13 protein-coding genes, 1 tRNA gene and 1 pseudogene are annotated in these 16,892 nt (G+C 68.8%); 10 read left to right on the top strand and 5 right to left on the bottom strand.

Annotation, left to right across the window (positions count from 1 at the left end; genetic code table 11):
* Nucleotides 1-35 precede the first annotated feature (35 nt).
* The 7 genes from ABTY04_RS06770 to ABTY04_RS06740 all read left to right on the top strand — a co-directional run bounded on the left by ABTY04_RS06770 (nucleotide 36) and on the right by ABTY04_RS06740 (nucleotide 7,509).
* On the top strand, nucleotides 36-506 hold the full coding sequence (locus ABTY04_RS06770) for a PaaI family thioesterase (protein WP_352212249.1): 471 nt from the start codon (nucleotides 36-38) through the stop codon (nucleotides 504-506).
* 371 nt (nucleotides 507-877) lie between these two features.
* The gene (locus ABTY04_RS06765; RefSeq protein WP_352212248.1) at nucleotides 878-1,129 is read left to right on the top strand and encodes a hypothetical protein; all 252 of its coding nucleotides are present in this window, start codon (nucleotides 878-880) and stop codon (nucleotides 1,127-1,129) included.
* 531 nt (nucleotides 1,130-1,660) lie between these two features.
* Nucleotides 1,661-2,896: a branched-chain amino acid ABC transporter substrate-binding protein gene (locus ABTY04_RS06760; RefSeq protein WP_352212247.1), complete on the top strand. Its 1,236-nt coding sequence runs from the start codon at nucleotides 1,661-1,663 to the stop codon at nucleotides 2,894-2,896.
* A gap of 128 nt (nucleotides 2,897-3,024) precedes the next feature.
* A complete protein-coding gene (locus tag ABTY04_RS06755; protein ID WP_352212246.1) occupies nucleotides 3,025-3,957 on the top strand; it encodes a branched-chain amino acid ABC transporter permease in 933 nt (310 codons plus the stop codon).
* Nucleotides 3,958-3,962: 5 nt separating this feature from the next.
* On the top strand, nucleotides 3,963-5,687 hold the full coding sequence (locus ABTY04_RS06750; RefSeq protein ID WP_352212245.1) for a branched-chain amino acid ABC transporter permease: 1,725 nt from the start codon (nucleotides 3,963-3,965) through the stop codon (nucleotides 5,685-5,687).
* A gap of 5 nt (nucleotides 5,688-5,692) precedes the next feature.
* Nucleotides 5,693-6,796 carry an ABC transporter ATP-binding protein gene (locus ABTY04_RS06745; protein WP_352212412.1) on the top strand — a complete coding sequence of 368 codons (1,104 nt, stop codon included), beginning with the start codon at nucleotides 5,693-5,695 and terminating at the stop codon, nucleotides 6,794-6,796.
* The gene (locus ABTY04_RS06740; protein ID WP_352212244.1) at nucleotides 6,793-7,509 is read left to right on the top strand and encodes an ABC transporter ATP-binding protein; all 717 of its coding nucleotides are present in this window, start codon (nucleotides 6,793-6,795) and stop codon (nucleotides 7,507-7,509) included. The genes ABTY04_RS06745 and ABTY04_RS06740 overlap by 4 nt, the downstream gene beginning before the upstream one ends.
* A gap of 70 nt (nucleotides 7,510-7,579) precedes the next feature.
* On the opposite strand, the gene ABTY04_RS06735 is transcribed toward ABTY04_RS06740, so the two are convergent.
* Nucleotides 7,580-8,233 carry an ANTAR domain-containing response regulator gene (locus ABTY04_RS06735; protein WP_352212243.1) on the bottom strand — a complete coding sequence of 218 codons (654 nt, stop codon included), beginning with the start codon at nucleotides 8,231-8,233 and terminating at the stop codon, nucleotides 7,580-7,582.
* A 92-nt stretch (nucleotides 8,234-8,325) separates the two neighbouring features.
* Between ABTY04_RS06735 and ABTY04_RS06730 the strand changes: the two genes are divergently transcribed.
* A tRNA-Leu gene (locus ABTY04_RS06730) sits at nucleotides 8,326-8,408 on the top strand.
* A gap of 85 nt (nucleotides 8,409-8,493) precedes the next feature.
* A pseudogene (locus ABTY04_RS06725) lies at nucleotides 8,494-9,268 on the top strand (helix-turn-helix domain-containing protein).
* 61 nt (nucleotides 9,269-9,329) lie between these two features.
* Here ABTY04_RS06725 and pyk read toward each other — a convergent pair.
* On the bottom strand, nucleotides 9,330-10,757 hold the full coding sequence (gene pyk, locus ABTY04_RS06720) for a pyruvate kinase (protein WP_352212242.1): 1,428 nt from the start codon (nucleotides 10,755-10,757) through the stop codon (nucleotides 9,330-9,332).
* 135 nt (nucleotides 10,758-10,892) lie between these two features.
* A complete protein-coding gene (locus ABTY04_RS06715) occupies nucleotides 10,893-11,594 on the bottom strand; it encodes an SIMPL domain-containing protein (protein ID WP_352212241.1) in 702 nt (233 codons plus the stop codon).
* A 163-nt stretch (nucleotides 11,595-11,757) separates the two neighbouring features.
* Here ABTY04_RS06715 and ABTY04_RS06710 point away from each other — a divergent pair, with 163 nt between their 5' ends.
* Nucleotides 11,758-13,569, top strand: coding sequence for a bifunctional metallophosphatase/5'-nucleotidase (locus tag ABTY04_RS06710; protein WP_352212240.1), 1,812 nt, complete (start codon nucleotides 11,758-11,760; stop codon nucleotides 13,567-13,569).
* 102 nt (nucleotides 13,570-13,671) lie between these two features.
* Here the strand turns inward: ABTY04_RS06710 and ABTY04_RS06705 are convergent, their stop codons facing one another.
* A complete protein-coding gene (locus tag ABTY04_RS06705; RefSeq protein WP_352212239.1) occupies nucleotides 13,672-15,081 on the bottom strand; it encodes a lysine N(6)-hydroxylase/L-ornithine N(5)-oxygenase family protein in 1,410 nt (469 codons plus the stop codon).
* The gene (locus tag ABTY04_RS06700; protein WP_352212238.1) at nucleotides 15,078-16,487 is read right to left on the bottom strand and encodes a pyridoxal phosphate-dependent decarboxylase family protein; all 1,410 of its coding nucleotides are present in this window, start codon (nucleotides 16,485-16,487) and stop codon (nucleotides 15,078-15,080) included. Before ABTY04_RS06700 ends, ABTY04_RS06705 begins: the two co-directional genes overlap by 4 nt.
* Nucleotides 16,488-16,892: the final 405 nt, after the last annotated feature.

Here is a 16,892-nt window from a genome sequence, read left to right as displayed (position 1 = left end):
GATGGTTAACGATCGTTGACGAACGGAGCCTGCCCATGGGCGAGCAGCACGCTGTGAAGTTCCCGCAGGAGGTCCTCGACGAGTACGCAGCCCTGGGCATAGACCTGCCCGCGCTGTTCTCGGCAGGCGACCTCGGCGAGCGGATGGACATCCGCATCCTGGAGGCCTCGGCCGAGCGGGTCGTCGGAACCATGCCGGTCAAGGGCAACACCCAGCCGTACGGGCTGCTGCACGGCGGGGCCTCCGCCGTCCTGGCCGAGACCCTGGGCTCCGTCGGCGCGATGATGCACGGCGGCATCAGCAAGATCGCCGTCGGCGTGGACCTGAACTGCACCCACCACCGCGGCGTCCGCTCCGGCACCGTCACCGGCGTCGCCACCCCCGTGCACCGGGGCCGCTCCACCACCACCTTCGAGATCGTGATCAGCGACGAGGAGGGCCGGCGGGTCTGCAGCGCCCGCCTGACCTGCCTGCTGCGCGACGCGGGCCCCGCCGCCGAGGCCTGATCCGCCCGCCACGGACCCCGCAGGCCCGGATCCCGCCCCGCAGAGGGCAGGGTCCGGGCCTGCCGCGCACCACGGGCCGGGCCGCCGCCCCTGCGGATCCGATCCGCTGCTTCCAGACCCTCCAGGCCCGGCAACCGCCCGGAATCCGCCAGTCCGCGCACGGTGCCGCGACGACTGTTGTGTCACCGAAGGTGACCGCCTACCTTCCTTTCATGGGCACCCAGCCACGCATCGCGGCCCGCTGCGGGGCCGCCGTACTCCTCACGGCGCTCGCCTTGTCCGGATGCTCCACTTCCGCCCCAGACGCCCGGCAGGCCCCCTCAACACCTGAATCCAGCCCTTCCTCGCCTGCCCAGATCTGTACAAGTCTCGTGTCCTACTGGGCGAAGGAGACCCTCAAGGGCGGCAAATGGTCCGGTCTGGACTGGGAGCAGAAGGGCCTGTCCAACGATCAGTACGCGATCCACGAGGAAGCGGTCGCCGCAGGCCGCGCCGAGGAGCGAACTGCCGGTCTGGACAAGGCACTTGAGCTGGTCGACCGGCTCGTGGCGCAGCGCTGCGCGGCGCAGAACGGGGCCACCTGGAGCTCCGAGAACTGGCGCCTGCCGAGCCCGGGCCGGTGACCGGAATCCCGAGCGCGCTGTCCGGCTTCCGGGCACCTTCCGGCGTACGGCCGATCCGCAGGTCAAAAGCCTGTAGCACGCCATACCAAGATCGATTCACGCGAAGTGGATCAAGGGGAGAAATTACCCTCAGTAATGGAGACGCCCCACAGAATCCCCTTTTTCCCCTCCGGAATGCCACCCGCTGGAATCCTCCGAGCACAGTCAGCGACAATTGGCCCCTTTTGGTCAATGACAGGAGCGTGAACCCCTCAAGCCCCTTAGGGGAACGGTGAATTCTCACGATGCGGACATTCTCCGAAGTCACAGAATGTCCGTTTTGTTCGCACTCCCGCCACACATTCTTGTCCCCGGCATAACAAGACAGTCACATCCTCCTTTCCCCGCTCCCCGCGCTCGCCACCTCGGCCTAGAGTCACGGCCAGTCACCGCGCCGCAGGGCGCGACCAGCACGGCCGTGGACATCCCAGTGCGGCCCGGCGACCCAACGGCACCTCATCTGAGGGGGCCGCGCCAGGGAAAGGAATAATCGTGCGACACCGTTCTCTGCTCGTCCTCACCACCGTGATCACCACGGGAGCACTGACCCTCACCGCTTGCGGTTCGCGCGACGAGGCGAAGGGCGGGGACAAGGCCGACGGCTCCAAGACCGTCGTCGTCATCGGCGTGGACGCCCCCCTTACCGGCTCGCTCTCCGCGCTCGGCCAGGGCATCAAGAACTCCGTCGACCTTGCGGCCAAGACGGCCAACAAGAACAACGAGGTCCCGGGCATCGAGTTCAAGGTCGAGGCCCTCGACGACCAGGCGGTCCCCGCCTCCGGTCAGGCCAACGCCACCAAGCTCGTCGGCAACAAGGACGTCATCGGCGTCGTCGGCCCGCTGAACTCCGGCGTCGCCCAGTCCATGCAGGGCGTCTTCGGCTCCGCCAACCTGGCCCAGGTCTCCCCCGCCAACACCAACCCCTCGCTCAGCCAGGGCGACAACTGGGGCAAGGGCGAGTTCAAGCGCCCCTTCAAGACCTACTTCCGCACCGCCGCCACCGACGTGGTCCAGGGCAAGTTCGCCGCCCAGTACCTCTTCAAGGACGCCGGCAAGAAGAAGGTCTTCGTCGTCGACGACAAGCAGACCTACGGCGCCGGCCTCGCGGCGATCTTCTCCGACGAGTTCAAGAAGCTCGGCGGCGAGGTCGTCGGCACCGACCACGTCACCGTGAAGGAGACCGACTTCTCCTCCACCGCCGACAAGGTCAAGTCCTCCGGCGCCGACTCCGTCTACTTCGGCGGCCAGTACCCCGAGGGCGGCCTCCTCGCCGACCAGGTCAAGAAGACCGGCGCCAACATCCCGCTCATGGGCGGCGACGGCATCCAGGACCCCGCCTTCATCACCGCCTCCGGCGAGGCCAACGAGGGCGACCTCTCCACCTCCATCGGCTACCCGGTCGAGAAGCTCCCCACCGCCAAGACCTTCATCGCCGACTACCAGGCAGCCGGCTACAAGGACCCCTACGCGGCCTACGGCGGCTACTCCTACGACGCCGGCTGGTCCGTCATCCAGGCGGTCAAGGCCGTCGTCGCCGCCAACAGCGGCAAGCTGCCCACCGACGCCCGCGCCAAGGTCGTCGAGGCTCTCGGCAAGGTCTCCTTCGAGGGCGTGACCGGCAAGGTCGCCTTCGACGAGTACGGCGACACCACCAACAAGCAGCTCACGGTCTACAAGGTCGAGGGCGGCAAGTGGGTCGACGTCAAGAGCGACACCTTCAACCAGTAGTCGCCACGCACCACCCGAATCACCCAGGCCCCGGCCTGATCCTCCCCAAATGAACCACGCCGCGCGAGGGCGCAAACAGCGCCCTCGCGCGGACTCATATATCCGACACGCACATCGGAGGCCCTGCGGTGCACGAACTGCCGCAACAGCTGGCCAACGGCCTTTCCCTCGGTGCCCTCTATGGCCTCATAGCCATCGGGTACACCATGGTTTACGGCATCGTCCAGCTCATCAACTTCGCCCACGGCGAGATCTTCATGATCGGCGGCTTCGGCGCCGTCTCCACCTACGCCGCCCTCCCGAGCGGCACCTCCCTGCTGGTGGCGATACCGCTCATGATCATCGGTGGCGCGATCGCCTCCGTAGCCGTCGCAACCGCGGCGGAACGCTTCGCGTACCGCCCCCTCCGCTCCGCCCCCCGACTGGCCCCGCTCATCACCGCGATCGGCCTGTCCATCGTCCTTCAGCAGCTCGTCTGGGGCTTCTACCCCGACGCCAAGAAGGCCGTCAGCTTCCCCGAGTTCACCGGCGAAGCCTTCAAGATCACCTCAAGCCTCTCCATCCAGCGCTCCGACGCGTTCGTCCTCATCCTCGCCCCGCTCTGCATGCTGGTCCTCGGCGTCTTCGTCCAGAAGAGCCGCAGCGGCCGCGCCATGCAGGCCACCGCGCAGGACCCGGACACCGCGAAGCTGATGGGCATCAACACCGACCGCATCATCGTCATGGCCTTCGCCATCGGTGCCGCGTTCGCCGCCGTCGCCGCCGTCGCCTACGGCCTCGACAAGGGCCAGATCAACTTCGAAATGGGCTTCATCCTCGGCCTCAAGGCGTTCACCGCAGCCGTCCTCGGCGGCATCGGCAACATCTACGGCGCCATGGTCGGCGGCGTCGTCCTCGGCCTCGCCGAGGCCCTCTCCATCGCCTACATCGAAGACATCCCCGGCATGCAGCAGCTCGGCGGCGGAGCCTGGTCCAACGTCTGGGCCTTCGTACTCCTCATCGTCGTCCTCCTCGTGCGGCCACAAGGCCTCCTCGGCCAGCGCGTCGCGGATAGGGCGTGACAACCATGACCAACGAAGCCACCCTCCCGCTCGACGCCGAAACCTCCGGCGCCACCTCCCGCACCGCACTGCTCTACGCGGTCATCGGCGGCAGCCTCCTCACCGTCGTCAGCGCCTTCCTCGCCTGGACCTGGACCACCGAGTTCCCCGGCAACCTCACCATCAACGGCAACCCCGCCCAGCTCCAGCTCCTCACCCTGGTCGGCGCCGTCCTCACCGCCCTGCACGCGCTCTCCGCCCTCGGCATCAAGGGCCTCGGCTGGCTCACCCCCGCCGGCTCGCGCAAGGCACTGTGGATCCTCTCCCTCGGCACCTTCGCGACCACCCTCTACACGGCCGTCGCCATCGCCTGGGTCCTCGGCGGATTCGTCCACCTCGAACCCGGCGCCTACGTCGCCCTCATCGGAAGCCTCGTCCCGGCCCTCGCCGCCTACAAGCTCCCCGACGACACCCGCAAGGCCGCCCCGGCGAAGAAGCTGTCCTCCTGGGCCGAAATCCTGATCATCGTCGCCGTCTTCGCCGTCGGCCTCTACGTGATCACCTTCGGCATCGGCACCGACGACAAGGAACCGCAGCTCTTCACCGCGTACCTGATCCTCGTCGCGTTCGCCTCCTTCGCGGTCATGAAGTCCGGCCTCACCGAGCGCCTGACCGAAATCACCGCGAACAACCGCCAGATCACGGTCATCGCCGCCTTCGTCGCAGCCATCGCGTTCCCCCTCACCCAGCAGGGCGGCGACACCTACACGCTGATCGCGGTCAACATCCTGATCTTCGCGACCGTCGCCCTCGGCCTCAACGTCGTCGTCGGCCTCGCCGGCCTCCTCGACCTCGGCTACGTCGCCTTCCTCGGCGTCGGCGCCTACACCGCGGCCCTCGTCTCCGGAAGCGCGTCCTCCGCCTTCCACGTGCACTTCCCCTTCTGGGCCGCAGTCCTCACCGGCGCCCTCGCCTCCCTGGTCTTCGGCGTCATCATCGGCGCACCCACCCTGCGCCTGCGCGGCGACTACCTCGCCATCGTCACCCTCGGCTTCGGAGAAATCTTCCGCATCGCCATGGGCAACCTCGACGGCGTCTCCGGCCCCAAGATCACCAACGGGCCCAACGGCATCACCAACATCCCCGACCTGGAGATGTTCGGCTGGAACTTCGGGGAATCCCACACCGTCCTCGGCGTCCAGCTCGGCGCCTACGCCAACTACTACATGCTCATGCTGCTCGCGATGGTCCTCGTGGTCGTCGTCTTCAGCCGGGCCGGCAGCAGCCGCATCGGACGCGCCTGGGTCGCCATCCGCGAAGACGAGACCGCCGCCACCGCCATGGGCATCAACGGCTTCCGCGTCAAGCTCATCGCCTTCGCCCTCGGCGCCACCCTCGCCGGCCTCGCCGGCACCGTGCAGGCCCACGTCCAGCACACCGTGGTCCCCGAGATGTACCAGTTCGCCGGCCCCGTGCCCCCGAACTCCGCGTTCCTCCTCGCCGCCGTCATCCTCGGCGGCATGGGAACCATCCGCGGCCCCATCCTCGGCGCCTCGCTCCTCTTCCTGATCCCGGCCAAGCTGTCCTTCCTCCAGGACTACCAGCTCCTCGGCTTCGGCATCGCCCTCATCATCCTCATGCGCTTCCGCCCCGAAGGCCTCATCGCCAACAAGCGCGCGAAGCTTGAGTACCACGACGACACCGCTGACCAGGCCCCCGCGGACCTGGCCACCGCCAAGGCGGGTGTGTGAACACCATGACGACCACCACCGAAACCACCACCCCCGCCGCCACCCCGGCCGGCGAGACCGTCCTCGAAGCCAGCGGCGTCACCATGCGCTTCGGCGGCCTCACCGCCGTCCGCTCCGTCGACCTCAAAGTCAACGCAGGCGAAATCGTCGGCCTCATCGGCCCCAACGGCGCCGGCAAGACCACCTTCTTCAACTGCCTCACCGGGCTGTACATCCCCACCGAGGGAACCGTCAGCTACAAGGGCACCGTCCTGCCGCCCAAGCCCCACCTCGTCACCAAGGCAGGCATCGCCCGCACCTTCCAGAACATCCGGCTCTTCTCCAACATGACCGTCATGGAGAACGTCCTCGTCGGACGCCACACCCGGACCAAGGAAGGCCTCTGGTCCGCCCTCCTGCGCGGCCCCGGCTTCAAGAAGGCCGAAGCCGCCTCCGAAGCCCGCGCCATGGAACTCCTTGAGTTCATCGGCCTGGAGCACAAGGCGCAGCACCTCGCCAAGAACCTCCCCTACGGCGAGCAGCGCAAGCTCGAAATCGCCCGCGCCCTCGCGAGCGACCCCGGCCTCCTGCTCCTCGACGAGCCCACCGCCGGCATGAACCCGCAGGAAACCCGCGCCGCCGAAGAACTCATCTTCGCCATCCGCGACATGGGCATCGCCGTACTCGTCATCGAGCACGACATGCGCTTCATCTTCAACCTCTGCGACCGCGTCGCCTGCCTCGTCCAGGGCGAAAAGCTCATCGAAGGCACCGCAGCCGAGGTCCAGGGCGACGAGCGCGTCGTCGCCGCCTACCTCGGCGAGCCCTTCGAGGGCGACCCGGGCGCGGCGGAGGCCGCCGAGGTCGAAGCCGCCGAAGCGCATGCCGCGGCCGCGGCGGAGACCGAGGCAGAGGCCGAGACCGAGGCTCCGGCAGAAGCCGAGGCTGAGGCTGAGGCCGAGGCCGACACCGAGGCTCCGGCCGAGGCTGAGGCCGACACCGAGGCTCCGGCCGAAGCCGAGGCCGAGGCCGAAGCCACCGCAGAGACCGACGCCCCGGCAGAAGCCGAAGCAGACGCCGACGCGGACAGCACCACCAGCACCACCAGCACGGACGGAGACGCCAAGTGACCGCACTGCTCGAGGTCAAGGACCTCAAGGTCGCCTACGGCAAGATCGAAGCCGTCAAGGGCATCTCCTTCGAAGTCAACGAAGGCGAAATCGTCTGCCTCGTCGGCACCAACGGCGCCGGCAAGACGACCACCCTGCGCACCCTCTCCGGCCTCCTCAAGCCCGCCGGCGGCACCGTCACCTTCGACGGCAAGCCCCTCGCGCAGGTCCCCGCCCACAAGATCGTCTCCCTGGGCCTCGCCCACTCCCCCGAGGGACGCCACATCTTCCCCCGGCTGACGATCGCCGAAAACCTCCAGCTCGGCGCCTTCCTGCGCACCGACAAGGACGGCATCGAGAAGGACATCCAGCGCGCCTACGAGATGTTCCCCATCCTGGGCGAACGCCGCAAGCAGGCCGCCGGCACCCTCTCGGGCGGTGAGCAGCAGATGCTCGCCATGGGCCGGGCCCTCATGTCCCAGCCCAAGCTGCTCATGCTGGACGAGCCCTCCATGGGCCTCTCCCCGCTGATGATGCAGAAGATCATGGCGACCATCGCCGAACTCAAGGCCACCGGCACCACCATCCTGCTCGTCGAGCAGAACGCCCAGGCCGCCCTCTCGCTGGCCGACCAGGCCCACGTGATGGAGATCGGCAAGATCGTGCTCTCCGGCACCGGCCAGGAGCTCCTCCACAACGAGGACGTCCGCAAGGCGTACCTCGGCGAGGACTGATCACCCCGCTGTAGACGCGTGAGGCCCGCCACCATCCCCCGGTGGCGGGCCTCACGCGTACTCCCCTCCGCTACCCCTTGGCAGCGTTCTTCTTCTCCTCGTCGTCCTCGATGACCGCCTCGGCAACCTGCTGCATGGACATACGGCGGTCCATGGACGTCTTCTGGATCCACCGGAACGCCGCGGGCTCCGACAGCCCGTACTGCGTCTGCAGAATGCTCTTCGCCCGGTCCACGAGCTTGCGGGTCTCCAGCCGCTGCGAGAGGTCCGCGACCTCCTTCTCCAGCGCCCGCAGCTCCGCGAACCGCGACACGGCCATCTCGATGGCCGGAACGACGTCGCTCTTGCTGAACGGCTTCACCAGGTACGCCATGGCCCCGGCGTCCCGCGCCCGCTCGACGAGGTCGCGCTGCGAGAACGCGGTCAGCATGAGCACGGGGGCGATGGACTCCTCCGCGATCTTCTCGGCCGCGGAGATCCCGTCCAGGACCGGCATCTTCACATCGAGGATCACCAGGTCAGGACGGTGCTCCCGGGCCAGCTCGACGGCGGTCTGCCCGTCCCCGGCCTCGCCGACCACGGCGTAGCCCTCCTCTTCGAGCATCTCTTTCAGATCGAGACGGATGAGCGCCTCGTCCTCGGCGATGACGACGCGGGTCGTCAGCGGCGGAACGTGCGACTGGTCGGCGTCGGGCGTGGGCGTCGACTCGTGCTCGGCGGTCACGATGGCTCCTCGGTGCGGGGCGGTGCTGCTTGGATGAGCCTACCTAGGAGCGCTCCCGCATGGTCACCCGGTACACTCCGACTTGCGACCTTGCCGGGTTGGCGGAATGGCAGACGCTGATGTCTCAAACACATCTGTCCGAAAGGACGTGCGGGTTCGAATCCCGCACCCGGTACTTGTCCGAAAAGCGGACGTTCACCTTCGCGTGAACGTTCGCTTTTTGCCATCCGTGACCATGGGCGCTCAAGCACATTTGCCTCATGGAGTTCCACAGCCTCGAAACACGGCAAATGGCCCTCTCTCTACTCCGAGGCGGCGCAAGGAACGCTGACGTCGCCCGACAACTCGACGTCCCCCTGGGCACCGTCGGCTACTGGAAGCACATGGACCGCGCCAAGCGCGGCGAGTGCCCCGGATCACACGATCCCGACTGCCCACGGTGCGATCGCAGCCCTCTCGACGAAACGGCGTACGCGTACCTCCTGGGCCTCTATCTCGGCGATGGCCACATCAGCCACTACTCGGGGCATCGCGTACCCAACCTGATGATCACCTGCGGGAACACCTGGCCCGGCCTGATGGACTGCGCTGAACAAGCCATGCGCCGGGTCTTCCCGTACAACCAGGTGTGCCGCGTGCGCAGAATCGGTTGCCACAACATCAAGGTGTACTCGAAGCACCTGGAGTGCCTGTTCCCGCAGCACGGGCCGGGCAGGAAGCACGAGCGGCGGATCGCTCTGGAGGACTGGCAGCAGGAGATTGTGGACGCCCATCCCTGGGAGTTCGTCCGGGCTCATCCACTCCGACGGGTGCCGGATCACGAACTGGACCGTGCGGAACGGCAAGCGCTACGAGTACCCGCGGTACTTCTTCACCAACAAGTCCGACGACATCCGTCGGCTGTGCACGGACACGCTCACCAAGGTCGGCGTCGAGTGGACCGTCCTGGCGCGCGGCAGTGACCCCTTCAACGTGTCCATCGCCCGGAAGGCATCGGTCGCCTTGATGGACGCCCACATCGGGCCGAAGTACTAGCGACGGGCCGCGTGGCCGCGTCGGGCGGGACGGGGCCCGACGCGGTGGGTGGTGCGGGCGGTCAGCGTACGGGGTCGCCGATGTGGTGGACGCGGACCAGGTTGGTGGATCCGGTGACACCGGGGGGCGAGCCGGCGGTGATGACGACGACGTCGCCGGGTACGCAGCGGCCGATGCGCAGGAGTTCTTCCTCGACCTGGGCGACCATCGCGTCGGTGGAGTCGACGTGGGGGCCGAGGAAGGTCTCCACGCCCCAGGTGAGGTTCAGCTGGGACCGGGTCGCCGGGTCGGGGGTGAAGGCCAGGAGCGGGATCGGCGAGCGGTAGCGGGAGAGCCGGCGGACGGTGTCTCCGCTCTGGGTGAAGGCGACGAGGAATTTGGCGCCGAGGAAGTCGCCCATTTCGGCGGCGGCGCGGGCGACGGCTCCGCCCTGGGTGCGGGGCTTGCTGCGTTCGGTCAGCGGGGGCAGGCCCTTGGCGAGGATGTCCTCTTCGGCGGCTTCGACGATGCGGGACATCGTCTTGACGGTTTCGACGGGGTATTTGCCGACGCTGGTTTCGCCGGAGAGCATGACGGCGTCGGTGCCGTCGATGACGGCGTTGGCGACGTCGGAGGCTTCTGCGCGGGTGGGCCGGAAGTTGTCGATCATCGAGTCGAGCATTTGGGTGGCGACGATGACGGGTTTGGCGTTGCGCTTGGCGAGTTTGACGGCGCGCTTCTGGACGATGGGGACTTGTTCGAGGGGCATTTCGACGCCGAGGTCGCCGCGGGCGACCATGATGCCGTCGAAGGCGGCGACGATGTCGTCGATGTTCTCGACGGCCTGGGGCTTTTCGATTTTGGCGATGACGGGGAGGCGGCGGTCTTCTTCGTCCATGATGCGGTGGACGTCTTCGATGTCGCGGCCGCTGCGGACGAAGGAGAGGGCGATGACGTCGGCGCCGGTGCGCAGGGCCCAGCGGAGGTCTTCGATGTCCTTTTCGGAGAGTGCGGGGACGGAGACGGCGACGCCGGGGAGGTTGAGTCCCTTGTGGTCGGAGACCATGCCGCCTTCGATGACGGTGGTGCGGACGTGGGGGCCGTCGACGGCGGTGACTTCGAGGGTGACGCGGCCGTCGTCGACGAGGATGCGTTCGCCGGGGGTGACGTCGTCTGCGAGGCCCTTGTAGGTGGTGCCGCAGGTGTGGCGGTCGCCTTCGTGGTCTTCGACGGTGATGGTGAATTCGTCGCCGCGTTCAAGGAGTACGGGGCCTTCGGCGAATCGGCCGAGGCGGATCTTCGGGCCTTGAAGGTCTGCGAGGATGCCGACGCTGCGGCCGGTTTCGTCGGCGGCCTTGCGTACGCGCAGGTAGCGCTCTTCGTGTTCGGCGTAGGTGCCGTGGCTGAGATTGAGGCGGGCGATGTCCATTCCGGCTTCGACCAGGGCTTTGATCTGGTCGTATGAGTCGGTGGCGGGGCCCAGGGTACATACGATTTTTGCTCGGCGCATGGGGCGAGCGTATGCCCCTACCAGGCAGTAGGAGTTTGGTTCCGGGTGTCCACTCAACAACCTTTGGGCAAATGGTTGTTGACAATTGTTGAATGTGCGGGAGGGTGCTCTGATGAGCACCCCCGGAGTGTTGTTTCAGAGTCGGGGCGGGGTCATGGTGAAGCGTGCGTTGACCTGGGCGTAGACGGTCTGGCGTTGGGGTTCGAGGTCGAGCGGCGGGGCGGCTTCCTCGGTGGTGCTGAAGGCCATGGTGCGCATTCCGGCGCCGGGGGCTGCTGCTTGGTAGGGGAGGGCGTTCTCGGCGCCGAGGTCGGCGAGTTCGACGAGGGCGGCGAGGTCGGCGCCGAGGGCTGTGGCGTATTCGCGGGCGCGTTGGACGGCTTCGAGTACGGCTTGGCGGCGGGCTTCGCCGTGGGCGGGTGAGGTGGGGCGCAGGGCCCACCAGGGGCCGTCGACGCTGGTGAGTTCGAGGTCGGCGAGGCGGGTGGTGAGTTCGCCGAGGGCGGTGAAGTCGGCCAGCTCGGCGGTGATGTGGACGCGGCCGTGGTAGGCGCGGATGCGTTCGGCGCGGCCGTGGCGGGTGAGTTCGGGGTTGATGGAGAAGGAGCCGGTTTCGAGTTTTTCGACGGCGTCGCCGTAGCTCTTGACGAGGTCGAGGACGGTGTTGTTGCGGCGGGTGAGGTCTTCGAGTGCGGTGCGTCGGTCGGTGCCGCGGGCGGTGACGGTGATGCCGATGCGGGCGATTTCGGGGTCGACTTCGAGGCGGGCTTCGCCGCGGACCGCGACGCGGGGGACTTCGGGGGTTCCGTAGGGCTGGGGTGCGGGGTCCTGGGTCATGGTTTCACTGTCGCACCGTCAGGTGGCCGGTGCCCGGCCGCGCGACGCGGTGGTCATCGGATCGCAACCTGCCGGGGGTGTTGCCGCTTGTTACCGATCAGTCAGAATCTACGCGCGTTGTTCACGCCTCGACAGTTGTTCACGCCTCACAAGGGGAGATGGCATGGCGTTCGACCGTAGGACGTTTCTGGGTACTTCGGCCGCCACGGGTGCGGCCGTCGCGCTGGCGGGGGCCACGAGCTCCCCGGCCGCCGCGGCGGAGGAGGCCTCCGGGGCCGCCGCGTCCGCGCATGCGCGGACGTACTCGTTCACGGTGATGGGCACGACCGACCTGCACGGGAATGTCTTCAACTGGGACTACTTCACGGACAAGGAGTTCGACGACAAGGCGCACAACGACGTCGGCCTCGCGAAGATCTCGACGCTCGTGGACCAGGTGCGGGCCGAGAAGGGGCGCCGCAACACGCTGCTGATCGACGCGGGCGACACGATCCAGGGCACGCAGCTGTCGTACTACTACGCGAAGGTGGATCCGATCACCGCCAAGCGGGGTCCGGTGCACCCGATGGCGCAGGCGATGAACGCGATCGGCTATGACGCGGCGGCGCTGGGGAACCACGAGTTCAATTACGGCATTCCGGTGCTGCGGAAGTTCGAGGAGCAGTGTCATTTCCCGCTGCTGGGGGCGAACGCGCTGGATGCGAAGACGCTGCGGCCTGCGTTCGCGCCGTACAGCATGCACCGGCTGCGGACCCCGTGCGGGCGGGACGTGAAGGTGGCGGTGCTGGGGCTGACGAACCCGGGTATTGCGATCTGGGACAAGGCGAACGTGCAGGGGAAGATGACGTTCCCGGGTCTGGAGGAGCAGGCGGCGAAGTACGTGCCGAAGCTGCGGTCGATGGGTGCGGACGTGGTGATCGTGTCCGCGCACTCGGGTTCGAGCGGTACGTCCTCGTACGGTGACCAGCTGCCGTACATCGAGAACGCGGCGGGGCTGGTGGCGGAGCAGGTGCCGGGGATCGACGCGATCCTGGTGGGGCACGCGCACACGGAGATCCCGGAGTACCGGGTGAAGAACAAGGCGACCGGCAAGGACGTGGTGCTGTCGGAGCCGCTGAAGTGGGGGCAGCGCCTGACGGTGTTCGACTTCGAGCTGACGTGGTCGAAGGGCTCCTGGTCGGTGGCGAAGGTGTCGGCGAAGGTGCTGAACTCGAACACGGCCGTCGAGGACCCGAAGATCGTGCGGCTGCTGTCGGACGAGCACCGCAAGGTCGTGGCGTACGTGAACCAGGTGATCGGTACGTCGACGCAGGCGATGTCGTCGGCGGACGGTCCGGTCAAGGACGTCGCGATCATCGATCTGATCAACCATGTGCAGGCGGAGACGGTGAAGGGGGCCCTGGCCGGTACGGAGTGGGCGGCGCTGCCGGTGCTGTCGCAGGCGTCGTGCTTCTCGCGGACGGCGGCGATCCCGGCCGGGCAGGTCACGATCAAGGATGCGGCGGGGCTGTACCCGTTCGAGAACACCCTTGAGGCGCGGGTGCTGACGGGTGCGCAGCTGAAGGACTATCTGGAGTACTCGGCCAAGTACTACGTGCAGACGGCTCCGGGTGCGCCGGTGGATCCGGCGGCGCTGACGAACGCGGAGAGCACGCCGGACTACAACTACGACGCGGTGTACGGGCTCGCGTACGACATCGACATCGCGCAGCCGAAGGGGTCGCGGATCGTGGGGCTGTCCTTCCAGGGGAAGGCGGTGGATCCGGCGGCGCGGTTCGTGCTGGCGGTGAACAACTACCGGGCGTCGGGTGGTGGGAACTTCCCGCACGTGCCGCAGGCCAAGCAGGTGTGGGCGAATTCGGACGAGATCCGTAACACGATCATCCAGTGGGTGAAGGCGAAGGGGACGATCGATCCTGCGCAGTTCGCTTCGGTGGACTGGCGGCTGACGCGGGCCGGGGTTGCGGTGTTCTAGTCCGTTCGCGGTGGTGTGCGGCCGGGGCCTGCGGGGGCGGGTCCTGGCCGCGTGCGTTGTGGGGGGCGGGGCGTGGCGGTGTGCGTTGCCCGGTTCGGGGGGCTACGGGTGGTCGACGAGCGGGAGCAGTTCGATCGTGGGGACGGGCCGGGTGTGTTCCCGTTGTTCGAGGCCGAAGGTGGTGAAGGCGGTGCGGGTGGGCTGGGGGTAGGGCTCCTTGCCGGTGAGGGTGTTCAGGATGGCGGCGCTGCGCCAGGCGGCGAGGCCGAGGTCGGGGGCTCCGACGCCGTGGGTGTGGCGTTCGCCGTTCTGGACGAAGATGCTGCCGGTGACGCCGGGGTCGAGGATCATGCGGTGGTTCTCGTCGATGCGGGGGCGGTCGGAGGAGTCTCTGCGCAGGTAGGGGTCGAGGCCGGCGAGGAGGCTGGTGAGGGGGCGTTCGCGGTAGCCGGTGGCGAGGACGACGGCATCGGTGGTGAGGCGGGAGCGGGCGCCTTGCTGGGTGTGTTCGAGGTGGAGTTCGACCTTGGTGGTGGCGACGCGGCCGGCGGTGCGGACGCTGACTCCGGGGGTGAGGACGGCGTCGGGCCAGCCTCCGTGGACGGTGCGGCGGTAGAGCTCGTCGTGGATGGCGGTGATGGTGGCGGCGTCGATGCCTTTGTGGAGTTGCCACTGTGCGGGGACGAGCCGGTCGCGGACGGGTTCGGCGAGGGCGTGGAAGTAGCGGGTGTAGTCGGGGGTGAAGTGTTCGAGGCCGAGCTTGGAGTACTCCATGGGGGCGAAGGAGGGGGTCCGGGCGAGCCAGGTGAGGCGTTCGCGGCCGGCGGGGCGGGAGCGGAGCAGGTCGAGGAAGACCTCGGCGCCGGACTGGCCTGATCCGATGACGGTGACGTGGTCGGCGCCGAGGATGCGCTGGCGGTTGTCGAGGTAGTCGGCGGAGTGGATGACGGGGACGGTGGGGGCTTCGGCGAGGGGGCGCAGGGGTTCGGGGATGTAGGGGGCGGTGCCGATGCCGAGGGCGAGGTTGCGGGTGTAGGTGCGGCCGAGGGCTTCGGCTTCGCCGTCGGTGTCGATCTGGGTGTAGTCGACTTCGAAGAGGTCGCGTTCGGAGTTCCAGCGGACGGCGTCGACCTGGTGGCCGAAGTGGAGTCCGGGGAGGCGGCCGGCGACCCAGCGGCAGTAGGCGTCGTACTCGGCGCGCTGGATGTGGAACTGCTCGGCGAAGTAGAAGGGGAAGAGCCGTTCCTTGTGCTTGAGGTAGTTGAGGAAGCTCCAGGGGCTGGCGGGGTCGGCGAGGGTGACGAGGTCGGCGAGGAAGGGGACTTGGAGGGTGGTGCCGTCGATGAGGAGTCCGGGGTGCCAGCGGAAGTCGTGGCGCTGGTCGTAGAAGGCGGTGGTGAGTTCGCCCGCTCCTCGGGTGGGGAGGCCGTGGGCGAGGGCGGCGAGGGACAGGTTGAAGGGGCCGATGCCGATTCCGACGAGGTCGTGGGGTGCATCGAGCTGGGCGGTCATCGGTGGCTGCTGCCTTCCAGGAGGGTGACGAGGCTGTCCAGGTCCTGCGCGGTGGTGTGGGGGTTGAGCAGGGTGGCTTTGAGCCAGAGACGGCCGTCGGCGGTGGCGCGGCCGAGTACGGCGTGGCCGTCGAGGAGGAGGGTGCGGCGCAGGGCGGCGAGGTGGGTGTCGTCGGTGTGGGTGGGGCGGAAGAGGACGGTGCTGATGGTGGGGGGTGCGTGGAGTTCGAAGCGGGGGTGTGCTGCGAGGAGGCGGGCGAGGTGGTGGGCGAGTTCGCAGGTGCGGTCTATGAGGTGGGCGAGGCCGTCGCGGCCGAGTGAGCGCAGGGTGGCGGCGATTTTGAGGGCGTCGGGGCGTCGGGTGGTGCGCAGGGAGCGGCCGAGGAGGTCTGGGAGGCCGGCTTCGGTGTCGTCGGGGGCGTTGAGGTAGTCGGCCTGGTGGGCGAGGGGGGCCAGCAGGGCGGTGTCGGGGACGGCGAGGAGGCCTGCGGCGACGGGCTGCCAGCCGAGTTTGTGCAGGTCGATGGTGAGGGAGTGGGCGCGGCCGAGGCCTGTGAGCCGGGTGCGGTGGCGGGGGCTGAGGGCGAGGAGGCCTCCGTACGCGGCGTCGGTGTGGAGGTCGGCGCCGTACTGGTGGCAGAGGTCGGCGATGGGGTCGAGGGGGTCGATGAGGCCGGCGTCGGTGGTTCCCGCGGTGGCGGTGACGAGGGTGGGGCCGGGGGTGGAGGCGAGGGCTTCGGCGAGGCGGGCGGGGTCGAGGGTGCCGGTGGGGGTGGGGAGGCAGGTGGTGGGGGGCAGGCCGAGGAGCCAGGCGGCGCGGGGGATGGAGTGGTGGGCGTTGGCTCCGTGGAGGACGGTCAGGCGGGGTCCGTGGCGTTCGCGGGCGAGGAGCAGGGCGAGTTGGTTGGCTTCGGTGCCGCCGGTGGTGACGAGGGCGTCGGGGGTGGGGGTGTCGTAGAACTCGGCGGCGAGGGTGCGGGTGAGGAGGGCTTCGATCGCGGAGGCGGCGGGGGCCTGGTCCCAGGAGTCGAGGGAGGGGTTGAGGGCGGAGGCGGCGAGGTCGGCGGCGGCTGCGACGGCGAGGGGCGGGCCGTGGAGGTGGGCGGCGCACAGGGGGTCGGCGGGGTCGGCGGCGCCTGCAGCGAGGGTGTGGACGAGGGTGCGGAGTGCTTCGTGATCGCCGTGCCCGTGTTCCGGGAGTACGTCGCCCAGCGCGGCCGCGACGCGGGCGGTGACGGTGTCGGGGCCGCCGGCGGGGAGGGGGCCGCCGCGCTCTCGGGCTCCGGTGTGCAGGGCGTCGAGGACGGTGTCGAGCAGGGGGCGCAGGGCGGCGGCTCCGGCTCGGCCGCCGGCGAGCGGGGGCAGTGGGGGCGGCGGTGGGGGCGGGGTGCCGGGCTGCGCTGTCATGCGGTGTCCTCACGGGAACGGGTCTGCGGCAGGGGCCGGCCCTGTCGTGGGGTGCCTGGCGGCGGGCGCCGCTGCGGTGACAGCCTGGGCCCGACCGGTACAACGATCAGACCCGAATGGGGTAACCGCCGGGGTGTGCCGGGTGTCGTTTGCGCCGGGGGCGCGGCCGGGTCCGGTCCGGGCACACAGCCGAACCGCGGCCGGGCAGGGACGGGTACGAGACCAGGACCGGAAAGAGTTCCGGACCCGCGGCCAGAGCCGGAGCCGAGGCCAGGGCCGGAAGGAGGTCCGAAACCGGAGCCGGAGCCAGGGCCGGAGCCGCGGCCGCGGCCTGGCCGGGAACGGGGCCGGGAACGGGCACGCCGCCGGGGCGGGGATGGGCCAGGGGCAGGAGCAGGCTGGGGA

The organism is Streptomyces sp. NPDC097981, from assembly GCF_040302565.1.
Classification (GTDB): Bacteria; Actinomycetota; Actinomycetes; order Streptomycetales; family Streptomycetaceae; genus Streptomyces.
This window is presented reverse-complemented; position numbering and strand designations above follow the sequence as displayed.